Below are 20792 nucleotides of genomic sequence, written 5' to 3'. Positions count from 1 at the left end.
CGAACCGCCTACTGAAAACTGCCAAATGAATTATTCTTTATCTCCTGCTATTGCGCCAAAAATAGCTTTAATTAAAGCCACAACAATTGCCAAAAATGCAGCTGCTAAAAATCCTGTAGTATTAAACGAAGTCATCATACTATCTACTAACAAAATCATTAATACTGTGATAATGAATGACATTAACCCAAGGGTAAGGAAATTTACGGGAAAAGTTAAAAGCCTTAAAATAAAACCTATAGTTGCATTTGCTAAAGCAATTAAAACTGCGGCAATAATTGCACTTCCATAGCCATCAACAGTTACACCCGGAACCAGCTTTGCGCCGATAAAAACAGCTAATCCCATTAAAAGGATTTCAATAATTAATTTCATAATGTTTAATTTAGTAAAATGTTTAAATCTGTTAAATATTTGCTTGTTTCTGTTTTTGCTTTAAATATTGTTTCGTGTTCGAATACAAATAATAAGCCCATCATTAAATTTTCTGCAGACAGCAACTCAATTGTAATTAAAAATATTGATGATGCCAGTTTATTTGAAATCAAAAAAGCTTATCAGGCTAATATAGATTCAGTTAATTTTATTTCGGTTTTATTAACACCAGGCGAAACAGATAGTTTGCAAGATGAAAAAAATATTTTGGGTAAGATAATTCTAAAGAATGATTCATTGGTTTTTTTGCCTCAAGAACCTTTTTTAAAAGGCAAAACTTATTTGGTAGAAAGTTATATCGGAGTAAAGTTTGCCAATGGAAGCAAATTATTTAAAGGCAGCATAAAACACAACCTCGAACCTCAGCAACAAATGCTTACAAGATAGTTTTACCTGTAAATTCCTGTAGAAGGGTTTGATTATTTCTAAAATTTATGTACATTTGCATCGTAATCGAAGAAAAGAGAAGGGGGCAATGTCCCCTTTTTCTATGATATCAGGTTAAAATATGCAGGTAGAAAAGAGAGTTACGGAACTCGTAGAAGAAAAAATTGCAGATAGGCCAGAACTATTTTTGGTTGAAGTAAAAATGTTGCCAAACAATAAATTAATTATACATGTTGATGGTGATGAGGGCATAAGCATACAGGATTGTGTGGCAATTAGCAGGCATGTTGGTTTTCATTTAGAAGAAGAAAATACAATTGAACAGGCTTATAATTTAGAAGTTTCTTCTCCCGGTGTTGGTGAGCCTCTAAGACTTATCCGCCAGTACAATAAAAATATTGGGCGTTCGGTAAGTATTAAACTTATAGGTGGGCAAAAAAAGGAAGGTAAACTTTTAGAGGTTACAGAAAATAATATTTTAATTGAAGAATCAGTTAAAGAAAAAGGAAAAAAAGCGGTTTCAGTGCAAACATCTGTTCCGTTTAATGAAGTAATAGAAACAAGTGTGTTAATTTCATTTAAGTAAAAAATGAGTACTACTACAATTAATTTAATAGATTCTTTTCAGGAGTTTAAGGATTTCAAAAATATAGATCGCCCGACGGTGATTAGTGTGTTGGAAGAAGTTTTTCGTAGCATGTTGCGTAAAAAATACGGAACTGACGAAAATTGTGATGTGATTGTGAATCCGGATAACGGAGATTTAGAGATTTGGAGAACGAGAAAAGTAATGGAAGATGGGTTTTCTGAAGATGATGATTTGGAAATTGAACTTGCTGAAGTTTCTAAATTAGACAGTACTTTAGAAGTCGGCGATGACTATATAGAGCAAATTACTTTAGAAAGTTTTGGTCGCAGAGCAATTTTAGCAGCTCGCCAAACTTTGGTTTCTAAGGTATTGGAACTAGAAAAAGACGAAATCTTCAAAAAATATAAAGATCGTGTAGGCGAAATTGTAACAGGTGAAGTTTACCAAGTTTGGAAAAAAGAAACTTTGGTTTTGGATGATGAAGGTAACGAACTTTTAATGCCTAAAACTGAGCAAATTCCTGCAGATTATTACAAAAAAGGAGATTCTGTAAGAGCAGTAATTTCTAAGGTAGAAATGATTAACGCAAATCCAAAAATTATTATTTCAAGAACAGCGCCCGAATTTTTACAGCGTTTGTTTGAACAGGAAGTTCCTGAAATTTTTGACGGGCTGATTACTATCAAAAAAATAGTTCGCGAACCAGGAGAGCGTGCTAAAGTTGCAGTAGAATCTTACGATGATCGTATTGATCCGGTAGGCGCATGTGTGGGTATGAAGGGATCTCGTATCCATGGTATCGTTCGCGAATTGAAAAACGAAAACATTGATGTGATTAATTTCACAAATAATACTTCATTATATATTACCCGTGCTTTAAGTCCGGCAAAAATTACTTCTATTAAATTAGATGATGATACCAAGCATGCATCAGTTTACTTAAAACCTGATCAGGTATCATTAGCAATTGGCCGTGGCGGACATAACATTAAACTTGCCGGAAAATTAACCGGTTATGAAATTGATGTATACCGTGAAGCAGGTGAAGAAAATGATGAAGATGTTGATTTAGAAGAATTCTCAGATGAGATTGATAGCTGGATTATCGACGAATTAAAGGCCATAGGTTGCGATACTGCCAAGAGTGTTTTAGCACTTACAGTAGAAGATTTGGTAAAACGCACCGACCTTGAAGAAGAAACCATTAAAGAAGTGGTTCAAATTTTGAAGTCAGAATTTGAATAAGTGGTGTAATTGCCAAATAAACACTACTTTTGTATTAAAATAAAAACAATAACAGGAGCTAAATGTCAGACGACAAACCAATCATTTTAATTAAAGCTATTAAAGAACTTAATATTGGCATGGGTACGGCCGTAGAGTTTTTAAACAAAAAGGGATTCTCAGCCGAAAAAAGCCCTATGTTTAAACTTTCGGGCGATATGTATAATGCCTTATTGAAAGAGTATCAGGGAGATAAGATCGTAAGAGAAGAAGCCAAACAAATAGTGATTGGTAAAATACGTCGTGACGAGCCTGAGACTGAAAAGCCAGCTGAAGCACCGAAAAAGAACACCGATTTTGAGAAAAACGAAGAGATTTTAATAAAAAATGCTCAAACGTTTACACCACCGGTAGAAAAACCTAAAGTTGAGGTGCCAAAAGCAGAAACACCTACTGTAGCTGAGCCTGTGAAGGAAACCAAAACAGAAGATAAAGCAGATGATGGAAACCTTCCAGGGGTTAAAATTGTAGGTAAGATTGATTTAAACGATCTTAATTCTAAAACAAGACCAGCTAAAAAAGAAGAAACTCCTGAACCTGCGCCCAAATCAGCGGAAGTACCAAAACCAGTTGCTGAACAGCCTAAAGTCGAAGCAAAACCTGTAGAGGTTAAAAAAGAAGAAGCACCTGCACCGGTGGCGAAAGCAGCGGAAGCACCGAAACCAGTTGTTGAACAACCTAAAGTACAAATTCCAAAGGCTGAAGCTCCAAAACCGGTAGAGGTTAAACCTGAGCCAACCAATAACGAGCCTGAAGTTATCAAAGCCCGTACAGTTAAATTAACAGGTCCAAACATTATTGGTAAAATTATTTTACCAACAACACCCGATAGAAGAAACGGTCCTGTAGCATCATCAAGCGATAGCGAAGCTGCAAAACGCAAACGTAAGCGCAAGAAAACTCCGGGGGCACCTGGTCAGCCAGGGCAACATGGCGGTGGACAAGGACAGCAAGGTCAAAACCCAGCCGGACAGCAAGGTCAAGGTGGTGCGCCAGGGCAACCTCGCCAACCTTATCAAGGTAACAGGCCTGCCGGTGGCGGTACACCATATCAGGGAAATAGACCTGCTGGTCAAGGTGGAACGCCTTACCAAGGGAATAGAAATAATAATAATAACAACAGACCGGGTTTCCAGAATAGAAATGCTACACCAAGCGGACCAAAAGAAGAGCCTACAGAGAAAGAAATTCAAGATCAAATCAAAGCAACTCTTGCTCGTTTAAGTGGTGCAGGTAAATCGGGTAAATTTGCGCAACGTGCTAAATTACGTCGTCAGAAACGTGATGATGTAGCATATAATGCAGAAGAAGCAGCAAATGAGCTAGAATCTCAATCAAAAATATTAAAAGTAACAGAATTTGTTACGGCCAACGAATTGGCAAGCATGATGGATGTACAGGTTACCAAAATTATCGGTACTTGTATGAGTCTTGGTATGTTTGTTTCAATTAATCAGCGTTTAGATGCTGAGACATTAACCATTGTTGCAGATGAGTTCGGTTATGAAATTCAATTCGTTAAACCTGATGAAGATGAGGAAAACGTAATTGAAGAAGAAGATGCAGTTGAAAATTTAATCGAAAGAGCACCAGTTGTTACGATTATGGGTCACGTAGATCATGGTAAAACTTCATTGCTGGATTATATTCGTAAAGCAAATGTAGTTGCAGGTGAAGCAGGTGGTATTACACAGCACATTGGTGCTTATATGGTAACCACACCAACTGGTAAAAAAGTAACTTTCTTAGATACACCTGGTCACGAAGCGTTTACAGCAATGCGTGCTCGTGGTGCTAAAGCAGCTGATATTGCAATTATTGTTATCGCTGCGGATGATGCGGTTATGCCTCAAACAAAAGAAGCGATAAACCATGCACAAGCAGCAGGTGTACCATTGGTATTTGCTTTTACTAAAGTAGATAAGCCAGGTGCAAATGCAGATAAAGTACGGGAGCAATTATCGGTAATGAATATTTTGGTTGAAGATTGGGGTGGTAAATATCAATCACAAGAAATCTCAAGTAAAAGCGGTTTAAATGTAGATTTACTTTTAGATAAAGTATTATTAGAAGCAGAATTATTAGAACTAAAAGCTAATCCGAATAAGAGAGCTACAGGTACTGTAATTGAATCGGCATTAGATAAAGGGCGTGGTATTGTGACTACCGTATTGGTACAAGCTGGTACATTAAGAGTTGGAGATCCAATATTGGCAGGTAGTTACAGCGGACGTGTTAAAGCCTTAACTAACGAACGTGGTGCTAAAGTAGAGTCAGCTGGTCCATCACAACCGGTACAGGTTTTGGGTATGCAAGGCGCTCCTACAGCGGGCGATAGATTTAATGCGTTAGAAAGCGAAACAGAGGCCCGTGATATTGCAAACAAACGTATGCAGTTACAACGTGAGCAAGGTTTACGTACTCAGAAACACATTACATTAGATGAGATTGGTCGTCGTTTGGCCATTGGTAACTTCAAAGAACTTAATATTATCGTTAAAGGTGATGTGGATGGTTCGATTGAGGCTTTAGCCGATTCATTGTTGAAGCTATCAACTGAGCAAATCCAAATCAATGTCATCAGTAAAGGTGTTGGTCAGATTTCAGAATCTGATGTATTATTGGCTTCGGCTTCAGATGCGATTATCATTGGTTTCCAGGTTCGCCCATCAACAGGTGCACGTAAACTGGCAGAGCAAGAGCAAATCGATATCCGTTTATATTCTATCATTTACGATGCAATCAATGAGATTAAATCGGCAATGGAGGGTATGTTGGATCCAGAGTTTGAAGAGAAAATTGTGGCTAACGTAGAAATTCGTGAGACTTTCAAAATTACTAAAGTAGGTACCATTGCAGGTTGTATGGTATTAGATGGTAAGATTACCCGTAAAAGCCAGATTCGTATCGTTAGAGATGGTGTTGTAGTTTACACAGGTGAATTAGCATCGTTAAAACGCTTTAAAGATGATGTTAAAGAAGTATTGAAAGGTTACGAATGTGGTCTGAATATTCAAAACTTTAACAACATCGAGGTTGGCGATATCGTAGAAGCTTACGAGCAAGTAGAAGTAGCAAGGAAATTGTAATTCTAAAAAGTGATATTTTACAAGTGGCTCAAAAGGCCACTTTTTTTTGTTTAATAAATATTGTAATCTTAAAATTATCGGATAATAATAAGTTATTGTCTTTCCTCTGTACCAGTTTTATGATCAGGGCTTTGATAATCGTGTCTTAACAACTAATAGAAACCCGGGATGGTCGACATATAGGTATGATGGAATAATATGTTATGTATATCAAACGCAAGTATTAGGTACTGTACCTATCTATTAATTCTACAGTTCAGCTGGTGGCCACTTTTATACGGCTAATAGAAACGCATCATTTCCTGGATGGTCTTATAATGGAAGAGCCTTTTATGCATTTCAGAATTAAAATATCAAGTACTTAGAAATGTTGAGGTTTATATTCCAGAACCTTTACATTTCTTATTTTTCAGTTTTTTAGCCATTAGTTGTTAAAGAAATTAACAATTCCACTGTTTAAATTCATTTTTTATGGATATTCGACCTTTATAAATTATGGAGAAAGCAGAACAAAATCTTGTCGACCCGGCACATAAAAAAAACTTCGACTTTATTGATTCTATTCGTTGCATAGCAATGATCGGCATCGTGATGGAACATTCAGTTTACAACGGAACCTATATTTTTGATGGTTTTCCTCCTAATCACATTATATATATCTGTCTCATTCAACTTTCAAAATTTGGAACGATTGCCTTTTTTGTATTAGCAGGATTTCTTTTAGGCGATAAGTTCACAACCTATTCTTCTTGGGAATATTTTAAACGACGACTATCTAATACATTTAAACCTTGGTTATTCTGGTCTCTTTTATTTGTTCTTTTGCTTGTTTTACAAAGATGGGTTGCATTGCATCGTGATGGCGATTTTCATCTGATACCTCAATTGAAGGATAAGTTTGAAATGGTTTATCTATACACAAATTATTGGTTTATCATAAATTTTCTGTTTTGCATAGCCATTCTTCTATGCTTTAAAAAGTATCTTTATAACTTTTGGTTGGGTGCAGTACTGCTAGTTTGTTCGTTGCTATATAGTACAAATGTTTATTTTGAATGGTTTATACCAACTCATACAATTGCAATTTTTGGATTCATATTTTATTTATGGTTAGGTACAATACTAAACAGGCACTGGAGTAAAATTGAGTTATGGATAAACAAAGCATCTTACATTATCTTTGCTTTATTCTTTGTAAGCACTTTTGTTTGGTCTGTATTTGATATTACATATTTAATAAAGGCTAGAAGTGTAGACCCTTATAATACATTACGTATTAGCAACATTGTATTTTCAATTGCAGCCATCCTATTGTTATTTAAGATAAAAAAATTCGGTTTCGTTAAATACCTTAAGCCAAGGGAAACTACCTTCGGTGTTTACTTAATCCATTATATTGTTCTAACAGTGATTTTAAGTGAAATTTATAGACCTTTTCATTTTGATTCTGTTGCCAATATGAATGTTATTAACATGATTTTGTATGTTACAAGTAGGTTTATTTTTACGTACGGCATAACGATTTTGTTAATATATTTTATTAATAAAACTAAATTCATGTGGATTATTGGTCGGTAGACCTTTTAAATTATCACTTATCTATACATTTAAAAACAAGAATTGTAAACTGTAAAAATGTTAAGTAAAATAACGGGAGGCTCAACTGAAAAGGTTTTAACAATTAAAATTCTCAACAAATATGAGGTTGATTACTTTAGATGTTTAGAAACTAGTTTTATACAGACTGAAGAGCCATATTGGCTTGCAGAATCTTATTCATCTGCAATTACTAAACTTGACGTTGGACTTGTTGAAAGGAACGAACTTTTGAGAAACAGAGTTATTCCAATCTTATCAAGTCATTTTAATACAGATAATTTATTCCTGGACTATGCAGGAGGGTATGGGGTTTTTACCAGAATGATGCGTGATAAAGGTTATAATTTTTATCACACAGATATTTATTGTGAAAATTTGTTTGCCGAATTTTTTGACCTTTCAAATTTAAGCGATAACAGTACATTTGAAATGGTTACTGCGTTCGAAGTTTTTGAGCATCTTCCTAATCCATTAATAGAAATTGAAGAAATATTAAAATATAGTAAGAATTTGCTGTTTACAACCGTCTTGCATCCTGGTGCAGAAAGCTTAAGAAATTGGTGGTATTTAGTCCCTGAAACAGGCCAGCATATATCTTTATATTCTGAAAAATCATTAGCTTACTTAGCCCAAAAATTTAACCTGAATTTTTACACCGATGGGGAAGGACTTCATTTGTTTACAGATCGAAAGTTTGATACTAATCTATTGAAGCCTGCAAGGCTTCCGTATATAATTCGTACAATGAAGCGCAAAGTAGATCGTTATTTTCGGAAGCAAAATGGTATTAAAGAAAGTTTATTACAGAATGATTGGAGTTTTATAAAAACAAAACTATCTTAACTAATCGATTTGTATAAAGCAATTGTTTTATCAAAACAAGCTTGAGGAGTAAAATTCTCAAGCCTTTTAATAGCCTTCTCTACCAATAAATCTTTATTTTCTCTGTTCTCAATAATTTTCACAACGGAAGCTAAAATAGAATGCTCGTCCATTGGATCAAAATACTCGGCTGCATCGGCTGCAACTTCTTTAAAACAAGTAGAATTACTTAAGATAACCGGGCATCTACTTTGAAATGCTTCTAGTATTGGTAAGCCAAAACCTTCGTAAATAGAAGGGAAAACAAAAGCCAATGCATTAGAGTAAAGAGCTTCTAGGTGTTGGTCAGAAACACTAAACTGAATGACATATTTATCGATTTCTAATTTTTTAAATAATTCGGTTTCTTCTTTTTGAAAGTTTCCACCACCTGTGCAGATAAGGTTTATTTTTTTGCTCTTTAAAAATGGAGCAATTGCATTTACTAGCCGATTGAAATTCTTATACCCGGAACGTGCACCTACAAATAGTATGTATTTATTTTCTTCTAAATTATTTTTAGAGGGATGAAAACTTTGATTTTTTGGCTGATATCCATGATAAATAACTTCTATTCTGCTGTCTTCAATATTTAGTATTTTTTTTAAATCATTTTTAGTTGTTTCAGAAATGGCAATAATTTTGGTGGCGTTAGCTAAAATTTCTCTTTTGTGAACAGCTGCAATATCATTCCAGGGAAAAGAATCTGGCATCAGTTCATGAATCATATCGTGAACAGTAATGACATAAGGTTTCTTAAGTTTTTTTAAAAAATATGGCTCATAATAAGTTGGATGAAGAACGTCGAAATCATTTTTATTAATAAGATATTTTGAATATTTTTTATTCCATTTATATTCTTTCTCCTGCGATGCAAATAGCCGCTTTCCTAATAAATTTTGAATTGGTGCTTTATAATTTTGAATATAATAATTTTTGCTGTAAAGTACTCCAATATGCCCAGAACAATCCGGTTCTTTTTCTAAAGCGTGTTTGATATTAGCAAAATATCTTGAAATACCCCCATATACCTGAAGCGAAAATATTTGATGATCAAAAAGAATTTTGCTCATTGCAAGTTTTTAAATTTTGGTAAAAACATCAAGATTAAATTCATAAAACCTTTTAAAATTTTAAAGGCAAAAGGATAATTTTTAATAAAAGTAAACTGCCTAAATCTCTTTAGATTTAAATTGGAAATGGTACGATAATCTTCGATAAATAATGGAAAATGTTTTTGAAGTGTTTTATCCCTTTCAATATTCATTAATTCATGGTTATTGATAATAGAGGATATGCCTTGGGTATCATAGTTACAGATAACCTGATTAATATGTTTGTAGGTTACATTTTTCTTGCAAATAGCATATATGAAAAATTCCCAATCAGATACTATTTTATGATTTTCATTGTAAAAGAAAATATTCTCAAAAAGATTTCTTTTAATAAATGTTGCCTGATGAGATAAATTATGTTTGTAAAAAAAACTAAAAGAGAGTTTGTCTGGATAGGTTCTGATAACATCACCATCTTTTTCCTGGTAATTTGCATCACCATAATAAATATCTTTTTCGTTGTTCAGATAAACTTCAATTTCCTGAAGTGTAGTATATGATTTTAAGCTATCTCCGCTATTTAAAAAAAGCAAATAATCACCAGTTGCTAGGCGTATTCCTTTATTCATTGCATTATAAACACCATTATCTGGTTCGCTTATGCAATGCGCAAATTCATTTTTATATATATTAACAATATCCGCACTTCCATCAGTGCTTCCTCCATCAATAATGAAATAATCAAAATCTTGCCATGTTTGTTGTTTAACGCTATTGATGGTTTTTTCCAAACCAGCTTTATCATTATAGTTTACCGTAATTATAGAAAGCTTTTTATTCATGTGATTAAGCTCCTAAATTTTTAAATATGGTTTCAAGTTTTGATTCGACAACTTTAGGAGTATATGCAACTATTGCCTTAAAAGCATTTTCTTTAATTTCTTTCCATAAATTTTCATTTTGATATAGTCGGATAACTTCATTTGCAAAATCATCTGCTTCATCAGCAATTAACACGTTATTTTCATGAATTAAATTCATGCCTTCTGCACCAATCGAAGTAGAAACAATTGGTAAGCCAAACTCTAAACTTTGTCCAATCTTTCCTTTCATTCCTGCTCCATATCTTAATGGTGCAATAAATACTTTCGATTTTAAAAAATATTCGCTTACATCCTCTATATATCCAGGAACAAAAACATTTTCATTGGCAAAAGCGCTAATTTCATTAGTAGGAAAGCTCCCTAACAGGTACACTGGAATTTTATCTAAAGAATTCCAAATCTTTGGTAAAATTTCATGCATAAACCACTTAACGGCGTCAATATTTGGCTCATGTTTATAGCCCCCAATAAAAACGATACCTTTTCTATCTTTAAATGAAATTTCCTGTAGTGGTATTTGAAGTTGGTGAATATTTGGAACAACATAAACGTTCTTAATATTTTCATTTTCTAGCAATACTTTTTCTGTATCGGTAACTGTAATTGTTGCATCGGATTTGTTGGCTAGTTCGAGTTCTAATTTCTTGAATTTTAAAGCTTTACGTTTAAGTTTTTCATTGTTTTCATTTTCAGCTTGCCTTAGCATTCTTACAAAATGTAAATCAACAGTATCGAAAATTATCTTGGTGTTTTTGTTTTTCTTAATTAGCTTTTGAAACTCAATGTTTAACATCGGTCGCGAAATCCAAGCATAATCAATCTTGTTTAATAATTGATTTAAGGTTTTTAACAATCCTTTTCTATCAGGATTGTTTAGTAAAACTTCTACACCATACTGTTTTAACTCTGTATAGTATGGTTCTAATTTTAAGCCATTATTTGGCAAGAAAACAATGTTTAGATTTAGTTTTTTAAATAGCTTAAGCAACTCAAAAAGCCTTTTCGAGCCAGAAGATTTATCGTGCTGAGGCAAATCATCATCAATAATAAGAATTGTTTTTTTTGATGGATCTAAAAAATCATGAGTCAAAGCAACCTCACTTTGTGGTACACTAAACCATGATTTTATTTTATTCAACATATATATCCCAATTTTTTAATAAGAATAAGTAAAAATATAATATTAATCCTTTAAAAAGATGCTTCCATTATTTTGAGCTCTCTTTGATCAGAAATTTAATTTGAGAATAGTAGGATTTCTTTCGGATGAAAAGTAGATCAGTTCGATTGCTTATTAGTAAAGAAAACAATTTTTTTGAGAAACTTTTATGCGCTAACTCATTGTAACCTGATAGAAGTTTCACTACAAGCGCTGCTATTGGTTTTGGAGTTAAAGGATGAGCTAAAAATAAGTTTAAATGTACAACTCTCAATAATCGTGTATCTGTTTTATCTTTTCCGGTCGAACTTTCAGTATGCTTTCTATGTTTAACTAATCTATCTTTTATAAAATTTAACCTGCCTGTGCATGCTGCGGTGTAAGCGAGCCACCAATCATAATATAAATCTTTGTCAAATTCTGGTGTTAAATCTAAAAGTTCTTTCTTGATTAAACTGGTGTGGCCAGATATGCAGTTAAAATAGAGCAATTGTTTTACGCAATTACCTGATAAAAAACGATGATGTGAACTGATGCTTATGTTTAATGATGTGCCATTATCATTTATATATTCTGAATCGTGATAAAGGAGCAGGTTATCTTTAATGTTATTTACCAGGCGGCTAATTTTTTCGGGAAGCCATATATCATCCTGATCTGATATTGCAATATATTCAGCCGAACAAAGTGTTAGCGCCTTTCTGAAATTCTTATTAAAACCGATATTCGTTTCATTTAAAACAAGTGAAATATTCTCATTTCTTTCTGCAAATGATTTAAGAATATCTATTGTTTTATCACTGGAGTTATCATCAACAATAATGATTTCCAGGTTTGGGTAATCTTGATTTATAATGGAATCCAGTTGTTCTGAAATGTATTTTTCTCCATTAAAAGTACATAAGGCGATAGAAACAAGCGGCCTGTTCATATTCATTACTTCCTTCTCTTTTTTAAGCCGTTAAACATTCGTACAAAAAATAAGAATAGCCCGTTTCCAGATAATTTTCCTAAAAAACTACCGGATAAATGAAATACAGTTGAGTTGGTTTGAACCCATCTTGTCCTGAAGAAATAATCATATTTCTCAATCAGTTCTTTTCTTATTCTAAAAAAGTCAGCATCGCGATTTCCTCGGCTTTTGTGGGTTAAATTGAAAGGAATAACATAAGAAGAATAACCATTTAATTCCGCCTGTAAAACTAAATCAGTTCCGTATAAATGGAAGCCGTTGAGGTTATTTGAGACTTTAAGATTTGCACTGTTTTTAACTAACAAAAAATTTTCGTCTAAGCCTGTAACTTTTAAAGGGAATTTGCCCTTATTCATAAAAGTGCCGTCGGGATAAGAAATGTAATATACGATGTGATTTGGGCCGGCGGCACCCGCATTACCACAAACGCCCCAATTTGCATCTAAATAATCAAGTTGATTGATGCAGTTTTTTAATTCATTAAAGCCATCCTTATTGATAACAATATCCTGATGGCAGATAATAATATATTTTCCTTTTGCCTTTTTTAGAAATAGATTTATAGCACTAAAAGCATGAAACTGATTTTTTTCGGTATTGTCAGCATATAAAAATTCGCAAAGAGAATCAGAGAATCCTTTATCCAGAAATGACTGAAGCATTTCATTGTATTCTTTTTTACGCGTAACAAGTGTACATATCGAAAACTCGAAAATATATTCCGAAGCTTTAATAGAGTTTGCGATATTTAAAATACTACTCATACTAATCGTTAAATGCCTGCATATCAATTAAACGCTTATACAAGCCATTTTGCGACATTAATTCCTGGTGACTGCCAGTTTCTAAAACCTCACCTCTATCAATTACAACAATTTTATCGGCGTGTTGGATGGTACTTAAACGGTGTGCAATAACAATTGATGTTCTGTTTTTCATCAAGTTATTTAAAGCATCTTGTACTAATTTTTCCGATTCTGTATCTAATGCAGAAGTCGCTTCGTCTAAAAGCATAATTGGTGGGTTGGCTAAAACTGCTCTTGCGATACAAACACGTTGCCTTTGCCCGCCAGAAAGTCGGTTTCCTCTATCGCCCACAAAGGTTTGATAACCATTTTCCGTATTTTGAATAAACTCATGTGCGTTTGCAATTTTCGCTGCTGCGATAACTTCAGCCTCCGTTGCATCTGGTTTTGCAAAAGCTATGTTGTTGAATATACTGTCGTTAAATAAAAAGGATTCCTGGTTTACCGTTCCCATCTGGCTGCGAATACTTTCTACGGTTAAATCTTTATAATCGTGTCCATCAATTTTAATCGTACCCGATTTTGGATCGTGAAAGCGAGGAATTAAATCCATCAGCGTACTTTTTCCTCCACCAGAAGGCCCGACTAAAGCAACGGTTTGCCCTTTTTGAATACTCAGATTAATATTTTTTAGCACTTCTTTTTCACCATAGCTGAAAGCAACATCTTCGAAAATCAATGCATTGCTAAATTCATTTAAACGTTCTGCATTTGGTTTGTTTATCAGTTCTGCTTTCGTATCTATCAGTTCCAAAACTCGCTCTCCGGCTGCGATTCCAGAATGAATGCCACTAAAAGAATCTGTTAATGCTTTTGCTGGGCGCATCACTTGAGAAAAAATTGCGATATAAGCTATAAAATCAGAAGCTGTAAGCGCTGTAGCGTCATTATGTAAAATAAGTGTTCCACCATACCAAACAATTATAGCGATCATTAAAACACCTAAAAATTCGGAAACTGGTGAACCGAGTTGTTGTCTTCTAACCATTTTTCGGGTTAGGTTTGAGTAAAAAATATTCTCTTGATTAAATTTGTTTTTTACTCTTTCTGTTGCATTAAAAGCTTTTATTATTTTTATTCCGCTTAGGGACTCATCTAAAAAACCGATCATTTTTGCGAAAGATTCATGAGATTCTTTTGCCTGTTGTTTTAAACGCTTAACAATTTTACTGATAACAAATGCAGAGATTGGAATAACCAAAAGAGAGAACAGCGTAAGCTTTGCTGAAATGTTAAAAAGCAAAATAACGTATACAATAAGTGTTACAGGTTCTTTAAAGACGACTTGTAGTGTGTTTGTAACTGTAAATTGAACTACCTGAACATCAGACGCTACTTTAGAAATAATATCTCCCTTACGCTCATTAGTGAAAAATCCTACGTGAAGATTCATTACATTATCGAAAACCCTCTTTCTAAAATTTAATAAAGTATGAACCCTTAAATCTTCCATGTATCGCTGTGATAAATATCTGAAAAGGTTTGATAACAATACAGAAATAACAATTACAACACAAACGTAGAATAAAGTGGTTTCTATTGAGTTTTTAGCAATCGAATCATTTACTAATTCTCTTAATTTGCCTAATAAAGAAAAAGATTCTGCCGCTTTATCTGTTAAAGTAGCACTTTTAACAGCAGGTTTGTTAGCGTTTAATAAAGTTTCAAATAAGGGAGATAGAAGTGCAAGATTAAATGTTCCAAAAAGAATGGATAATAAAGTTGCAATAACATAAGGTATAGCAAATTTTTCTATTGGTTTGGCAAAAGATAATAAACGAAAATAAGTCTTCATTTTGTGTAAAATGGAATATGTACGATGGATGATGCATTAAAAACACCTCCAAAAAAAATCTAATTAAAACTTGGCAAATGTACGGTTTTCAAACAGACCTTTGAGTTTTGCCTTATTTGTGGTTGGTAAAATTACAATCGTTTAATGTTTTTATCTGAAACAGATTGATTTATAATCTCCATTATATCAGAAACGCCTATTGAACAATTGTACTTCTGTTTTAGCGTAGCAAGTTTTTGGCGACTGTTATTAATCGCAGTGAAGGAAGCTAAATATTGTTTGTAAGCACCCCAAATCCAAAGTTTACCTGTTAAAAGTTTAGGTATAATTTCTGCAAATAATAAATGTAGCGGTAATAAATTTAATCGTAATCCTTGTAGCTGAATACGTTGTAAAAAGAATCTGTTCCGGTAATATACCCTCTTGATAAAATCTGATTTTATCTGTGTTTTTGTACTGCCGCTAATGTGGTGAAAACAAAAAGCACGATGCTCGTAATAACATTTCCAACCCAATTGCCATGCCCGTAAACTTAAGTCGAAATCCTCTGAAGAAAATGGAGAAAATATCTCGTCAAAGCCGCCTAACTCCTTTAATTTTTTTGCATCAACAAAAGCATTAGCACCAGAAAGGTAAGCTGTGTAAACATTTTCATCCTCCTGGTTTTCGCTGTAATAAAATTTATTTGCTTTAATTCTGCATCCGCTGTAATAAAGTAAACGAGCGGCATCTTCAATTTTGGTTTCATCAAAACTCATAATTCTAGCCATTACGCCAAAAGTATCTGGTTTAATAAAGTATTTCCACTGGTGCTGAAAGTAATCAGGTGTAAGCTTTACATCAGAATTTAAAAGCAAAATCAGTTCAAATTTAGCTTCCCGAATGCCATGATTGCAAGTGTAAGAAAAGCCCCTGTTTTTATCGTTGATTAACAGCTTAACATTCGTGTAATTACTTTTTATAAAGTTGATACTATCATCTTTCGAGCCATCATCAATTACGATAATTTCAAATTCGGTATTTGCATTTTCAGCAGCAATAAATACCGAAGGCAAATATTTTTCCAGCAAATGTTTGCCGTTATAATTCGGTATTATGATAGAAACGCTTTTTTGCATCTACTTCACAATTTTATAATTACGGTATTCGAACAAGCGCAATCCAGTTAAATCTTCAATTTTTTGAAGCAGCCTTCTTCGGAAATTCATTTTTGGTGTTTGCTTGGTTAAATCCTGTTCAAATTTCCAGTTTGCCGATTCAATTCTTAGTTTTAAAACCTCCGGATGAGTTCCTTTAAAGTGAACCAATCTATCTGCGTTATGCATATCAAATGTATTTTGAACCGGATAATTTTGTTCTATCCATTCTTCCGTTTGATAATATTGATTAAAGTTACGAACCTTGCCTTGTAAACCTTTAGGTGGTTTTACCCATCCGTAATGATAAATATAGGCATCAATTAGCTTTACATTAAGTTTTCTATCATTAATCCGAAAACCTTGCGCATCTTTATAGGAATGTATGCCCGGGAGGTTTTTTAAAATTCGCACTTCTCTTCTATACCAACGCCTCGATTCGGCTAAATAATCATAAGACGCGTAAAAATGCTTATAATTGAGCAAAAGAGCTTCAATACTATTATTGTTAAGCTCAGCTTCCATTTCCTTTTTAATCAGCGGCAAATAATTTTCGTGAATGGCTTCATCGCCCTGAATGTAAATCACCCAATCGGCATCTTTTGAAATAGCCGCTAAGGCCTTATTGGTTTCATCGGCAAAAACATGTCCGCCTTCTTTTAAACTTTCGTTCCAAACGGTATCAATTGTTCTTATTTTTTCAGGATTTATGCTTTTAACCAATGCTGAAGTTTCATCGGTAGAGTTTCCTAAAGCGACTATAAAGTCGTCGCAAAGCGGTAAAACTGAAAGTATTGCTTCCTTTATCGGGTAATCGTTTACAATGGCATCTTTGATAAAAGTAAATCCGGTGACTTTCATTTAATTTTCTTATCGCTTTAGGCTTATATACGCCTTATAATTTTGTTTATTTGTACAAATATAGTTTTATTGATGAATACCCATCTATCTCTTTTAAACGAAATTAAACAAGGTAATTACAAGATTTTGGCCAGAGTTTTAACTTTGGTTGAAAATGATATTGCGCCGGGAGACTTACTTTTAAGAGATTTAGACAGCAAAATGGAAGTACCGGTTGTAGGTATAACAGGTCCTCCGGGAGCAGGGAAAAGCACTTTGGTTAATGCAATAACTAATCATTTTACAGCCGAAGGGAAACGTTTAGCTATATTAGCAATAGATCCCACTTCTCCATTTAATTTTGGTTCTTTACTTGGCGATAGAATAAGAATGGCAAGCCAATTTAATAATCCTAATGTTTTTATTCGTTCGCTTGCAACACGTGGCGCTTTAGGGGGTATTTCTGCTAAAACCATTGAAATGGTCGATGTTTTAAAAGCTTCTAATTTTGATTTGATTTTAGTTGAAACGGTTGGTGTAGGACAATCAGAAGTTGAAATTGCTGGACTGGCCGATAAGACTGTAGTAGTTTTGGTACCCGAATCAGGCGATGAAATTCAAAATATTAAATCGGGTTTAATGGAAATTGCCGATTGTTTTGTTGTAAATAAGGCAGATAGAGATGGAGCTTCTGCCTTTGCAAATAATCTAAAAAAAATTGTTCATCATGGCGTTAAAACAATTCCAATATTGAAAACGGTTGCCCATAAAAATGAAGGAATCGCCGAGCTGTGCCATTGGATTATTCGACCGGTGATAGGAGTACAAACTGAAAGAAAAGAATTTTTGTATGCTGAAAAGGCATGGAAAATTATTCAGCATTTTAAGATGAAAAAGGTTGATAAAAAAAAGCTTCGCGAAAGTATTCACGAAGCTTTGAAAAAAAATGATTTTAATATTTATCGTTTTGCCGATGAATTTGAAGTAGATGGTTAATGGTTTTAATTGGTCAGTCCGTTAACCGTTTAATCGATTCGTTATTAACTGAAAACTGTCAAATGCAAACAGACTATCCGTTCATTAGGTCTTCAATTTCCTCTGTCTCCAATGGTATATCTGCCATTAAATCTATATTTCCTGTTGATGTAATCAAGATATTGTTCTCTAACCTTATGCCTAAACCTTCTTCCGGTATGTAAATTCCAGGTTCAACCGTTAAAATATTTCCAGCTGCGAATGGTGTATATCGCCCGGCAAAATCATGAACGTCTATTCCTAGATGATGAGAAGTACCATGCATAAAATACTTTTTATAAGCCGGCCATGCAGGATTTTGGTTTTTAACATCTGCAGATGAAATTAAACCAAGGTTTATTAGTTGCTCCGTCATAATTTCTCCAACCGCTTCATGATAAGTATTCCACACCGTTCCAGAAACAATTAATTTAGTAGCCGTTTTCATTACATGCAATACTGCATTGTAAACATCTTTTTGCCTTTTGGTAAATCTGCCGCTAACAGGAATCGATCTGCTCATATCTGCATTATAGTTGGCATATTCTGCTCCGAAGTCGAATAAAATTACATCTCCAGCTTTACATTCCTGATTATTATCATTATAATGGAGGATATTTGCATTATGCCCCGAAGCAATAATTGGCGTGTAGGCATGCCCTGTTCCGCCCTGGCGAATAAATTCGTGAATAATTTCTGCCTCAATTTCATATTCTTTAACGCCGGGTTTTGTAAATTTTAAAACTCTTTTAAAAGCATCACAGGTTATTCCACATGCTTTTTTTGTTAATTCAATTTCGATTTCTGATTTTAAGGCCCTTAATTCACGCATTATTGGTGCTGAACGTTCATAATGGTGCAGTGGATATTTCGAACGCATTTGTTCGATAAACCGAATGTCGCGGTAAGGCACAGTATGTGCGTAGCGATCGTTTTCATTTGTATTTAAGTAGATATTATCAGCATAATGAACAATACTGTGCAAAATATTATCAAAATCTTCCAACCAATAAATGGCTTCTATTCCAGAAGCTGCTTTTGCTTGTTCTTTGGTATATTTATATCCCTCCCAAACTTTTATATAATCGTTTGTCTGTCTTAAAAACAGGACTTGTCTATACATTGGATTAGGACAATCTGGGTATAAAAGCAAAATAGTTTGTTCCTGATCGATTCCTGATAAATAAAATAAATCTGGATTTTGCTTGAAAATAAAGTTCTGATCGCCACTTCTTGGGAATTCATCACTTGACTGAAATAGGGCCAATGAATTGTTTTTTAAGTGGTTAACAAAATTTTTTCTATTTAAAATGAATAAATCCTGATTGATTTGTGGGTATTTCATAACTATTATAAGGTAAAACAAGTGACGGCCAAATGTAAGAAAATGATTAATTCTAAAGAAGTTTGGAACGGAGTTTGTATAAATGTTTGAAAAAATTAATATTTTGTTTAATTTTGCCGTTACAAAAAAATTATTCAATCAAAATTGTTTAACCCTTAAAAAGAAAAAAAAGATTATGAATTATTCTACTTTAAAGAAAAGTGTTGCACTTTCCTTAGTAGCATTAACAGGAGTTGCTACTCTTGCTGTTGCTCAGGATGCGCCTGCAACGACTTCTTCTACCAAAGTTTTTGGTGGAAGAGGACAGTACAGAACTTGGTCTATCGGTGTTAACGCTGGTGTTTTAGCGCCAGTTGTTGCTATTGGTGGTTCTAATGACTTCAACAAATGGGATGTTAACTTAGGTTACGGTTTAAATATCCGTAAACAATTAGGTCACTCATTCGCTTTAGAATTAAATGGCTTACGTGGTAAAGTATCAGGTTCTAACGATGCTACTACTGGTCCAATCGCTCCTGGAAGCGCAACTGCTAGAGAATTTGAAACTGAATTACAATATGCTGTAGATTTACGTGGTGTTGTAAATGTTGGTTCTATCGATTTCTTACGTCGTGAGAATGCAGTAGGTTTCTTCGTTACTGCTGGTGCTGGTTATATGGCTTATGCTCCAAAAGTAACTTACACAAATGGTACTGTTGTTGATTGGAAAGGTAATGCTACAGGTCCTGCAGGCGATAAGCATGAAGCTAAAGATTATGTAAAAGGCATGTATATCCCAGTTGGTGTTGGTGTTAAATTCAAAGTTTCTGAACGTGTTAACTTTAATTTAGGTTACACTATGAACTTTGTTGATGCTGATAACTTTGATGGTATCTATGCTCAAGGAACTACTAAAGATAAATTCTCTTACGGTTATGCTGGTTTAGAGTTCTCTTTAGGTTCTTCTGCTAAACCTAGCTTAGAATGGACTAATCCATTAGCTACAATGTATGATGATTTAAAAGATCCAACTTTACGTCAAGAAGTTGAAGCTTTGAAAAATCGTGTATCTGCTGTTGAAAAATCTGTTGAAGATTTGAAAAAAGATACTGATGGTGACGGTGTTGCTGATCAATTCGATAAATGCCCAGGAACTCCTGCTGGTACTGCTGTTGATGGTTCAGGTTGTCCTCTTCCAAAAATGACTGCTCCAGTTGATAGTACTTCAAATGTAACTGGTTTCGAAAAAATCGGTTTCGATTTTAACTCATCAGTTTTAAAAACTGAATCTTATCCTACTTTAGATAAATTATCTTCAGTGTTACGTGAAAACGGTGGTAAAGTAACTGTAAATGGTTATGCTTCAAGCGAAGGTACTGCTGCATATAACTTGAAATTATCTAAAGACAGAGCAAATTCTGTTAAAACTTACTTAGTAAACTCTGGTGTTAACGCTAGTCAAGTTGCTACTAAAGGTAATGGCGAAGCTAATCCAATTGCTTCTAATGATACTGAAGAAGGTCGTATCGAAAACCGTCGTGTTGAAACTGCTAGAAACTAGT

The 20792-nt window shown here is 34.0% G+C and carries 18 protein-coding genes; 8 read left to right on the top strand and 10 right to left on the bottom strand.

Annotated elements, in window-relative coordinates:
• Positions 1-30 precede the first annotated feature (30 nt).
• A complete protein-coding gene (locus IEV50_RS02545) occupies positions 31-375 on the bottom strand; it encodes a phage holin family protein (RefSeq protein WP_188411666.1) in 345 nt (114 codons plus the stop codon).
• An 18-nt stretch (positions 376-393) separates the two neighbouring features.
• Here IEV50_RS02545 and IEV50_RS02540 point away from each other — a divergent pair, with 18 nt between their 5' ends.
• The 6 genes from IEV50_RS02540 to IEV50_RS02515 all read left to right on the top strand — a co-directional run bounded on the left by IEV50_RS02540 (position 394) and on the right by IEV50_RS02515 (position 8226).
• The gene (locus IEV50_RS02540; protein WP_188411665.1) at positions 394-822 is read left to right on the top strand and encodes a hypothetical protein; all 429 of its coding nucleotides are present in this window, start codon (positions 394-396) and stop codon (positions 820-822) included.
• A 121-nt stretch (positions 823-943) separates the two neighbouring features.
• The gene (gene rimP / locus IEV50_RS02535; RefSeq protein WP_188411664.1) at positions 944-1408 is read left to right on the top strand and encodes a ribosome assembly cofactor RimP; all 465 of its coding nucleotides are present in this window, start codon (positions 944-946) and stop codon (positions 1406-1408) included.
• Between the two features lie 3 nt (positions 1409-1411).
• On the top strand, positions 1412-2656 hold the full coding sequence (gene nusA / locus IEV50_RS02530; protein WP_188411663.1) for a transcription termination factor NusA: 1245 nt from the start codon (positions 1412-1414) through the stop codon (positions 2654-2656).
• A gap of 62 nt (positions 2657-2718) precedes the next feature.
• Positions 2719-5784, top strand: coding sequence for a translation initiation factor IF-2 (gene infB, locus IEV50_RS02525; protein ID WP_188411662.1), 3066 nt, complete (start codon positions 2719-2721; stop codon positions 5782-5784).
• Positions 5785-6279: 495 nt separating this feature from the next.
• Positions 6280-7362 carry an acyltransferase family protein gene (locus IEV50_RS02520; RefSeq protein WP_188411661.1) on the top strand — a complete coding sequence of 361 codons (1083 nt, stop codon included), beginning with the start codon at positions 6280-6282 and terminating at the stop codon, positions 7360-7362.
• Between the two features lie 57 nt (positions 7363-7419).
• Positions 7420-8226, top strand: coding sequence for a class I SAM-dependent methyltransferase (locus IEV50_RS02515; protein WP_188411660.1), 807 nt, complete (start codon positions 7420-7422; stop codon positions 8224-8226).
• Here IEV50_RS02515 and IEV50_RS02510 read toward each other — a convergent pair.
• The 8 genes from IEV50_RS02510 to IEV50_RS02475 form a co-directional block, all read right to left on the bottom strand.
• Positions 8223-9317, bottom strand: a complete 1095-nt coding sequence (locus IEV50_RS02510) for a glycosyltransferase family 4 protein (protein ID WP_188411659.1) — start codon at positions 9315-9317, stop codon at positions 8223-8225. The genes IEV50_RS02515 and IEV50_RS02510 overlap by 4 nt on opposite strands.
• Complete coding sequence (locus IEV50_RS02505) at positions 9314-10141, bottom strand: glycosyltransferase family 2 protein (protein WP_188411658.1); 828 nt, start codon at positions 10139-10141, stop codon at positions 9314-9316. Before IEV50_RS02505 ends, IEV50_RS02510 begins: the two co-directional genes overlap by 4 nt.
• Positions 10142-10145: 4 nt before the next feature.
• Positions 10146-11324: a glycosyltransferase family 4 protein gene (locus IEV50_RS02500; RefSeq protein WP_188411657.1), complete on the bottom strand. Its 1179-nt coding sequence runs from the start codon at positions 11322-11324 to the stop codon at positions 10146-10148.
• A gap of 67 nt (positions 11325-11391) precedes the next feature.
• Positions 11392-12279: a glycosyltransferase family 2 protein gene (locus IEV50_RS02495; protein WP_188411656.1), complete on the bottom strand. Its 888-nt coding sequence runs from the start codon at positions 12277-12279 to the stop codon at positions 11392-11394.
• The gene (locus IEV50_RS02490) at positions 12279-13079 is read right to left on the bottom strand and encodes a hypothetical protein (protein WP_188411655.1); all 801 of its coding nucleotides are present in this window, start codon (positions 13077-13079) and stop codon (positions 12279-12281) included. The genes IEV50_RS02495 and IEV50_RS02490 overlap by 1 nt, the downstream gene beginning before the upstream one ends.
• 1 nt (position 13080) lies before the next feature.
• Positions 13081-14916, bottom strand: a complete 1836-nt coding sequence (locus IEV50_RS02485) for an ABC transporter ATP-binding protein (RefSeq protein WP_188411654.1) — start codon at positions 14914-14916, stop codon at positions 13081-13083.
• A 131-nt stretch (positions 14917-15047) separates the two neighbouring features.
• Positions 15048-16034 carry a glycosyltransferase family 2 protein gene (locus IEV50_RS02480; RefSeq protein ID WP_188411653.1) on the bottom strand — a complete coding sequence of 329 codons (987 nt, stop codon included), beginning with the start codon at positions 16032-16034 and terminating at the stop codon, positions 15048-15050.
• Positions 16035-16913 (bottom strand): glycosyltransferase family protein, encoded by an 879-nt coding sequence (locus tag IEV50_RS02475; RefSeq protein WP_188411652.1) that lies wholly within the window; start codon positions 16911-16913, stop codon positions 16035-16037. It lies immediately after the preceding gene.
• A gap of 72 nt (positions 16914-16985) precedes the next feature.
• Here IEV50_RS02475 and meaB point away from each other — a divergent pair, with 72 nt between their 5' ends.
• A complete protein-coding gene (gene meaB, locus IEV50_RS02470) occupies positions 16986-17888 on the top strand; it encodes a methylmalonyl Co-A mutase-associated GTPase MeaB (RefSeq protein ID WP_188411651.1) in 903 nt (300 codons plus the stop codon).
• Positions 17889-17961: 73 nt separating this feature from the next.
• Here the strand turns inward: meaB and IEV50_RS02465 are convergent, their stop codons facing one another.
• Positions 17962-19251, bottom strand: coding sequence for an aminopeptidase P family protein (locus IEV50_RS02465; RefSeq protein ID WP_188411650.1), 1290 nt, complete (start codon positions 19249-19251; stop codon positions 17962-17964).
• 175 nt (positions 19252-19426) lie between these two features.
• On the opposite strand from IEV50_RS02465, the gene IEV50_RS02460 reads away from it, so the two are divergent.
• Positions 19427-20791 carry an OmpA family protein gene (locus IEV50_RS02460; protein ID WP_188411649.1) on the top strand — a complete coding sequence of 455 codons (1365 nt, stop codon included), beginning with the start codon at positions 19427-19429 and terminating at the stop codon, positions 20789-20791.
• Position 20792 lies beyond the last annotated feature (1 nt).

The sequence above is a fragment of the Pedobacter mendelii genome, from assembly GCF_014635725.1.
Classification (GTDB): Bacteria; Bacteroidota; Bacteroidia; order Sphingobacteriales; family Sphingobacteriaceae; genus Pedobacter; species Pedobacter mendelii.
Note: the sequence above shows the minus strand (reverse complement) of the source record. Positions and strands in the feature narration are given on the sequence as shown.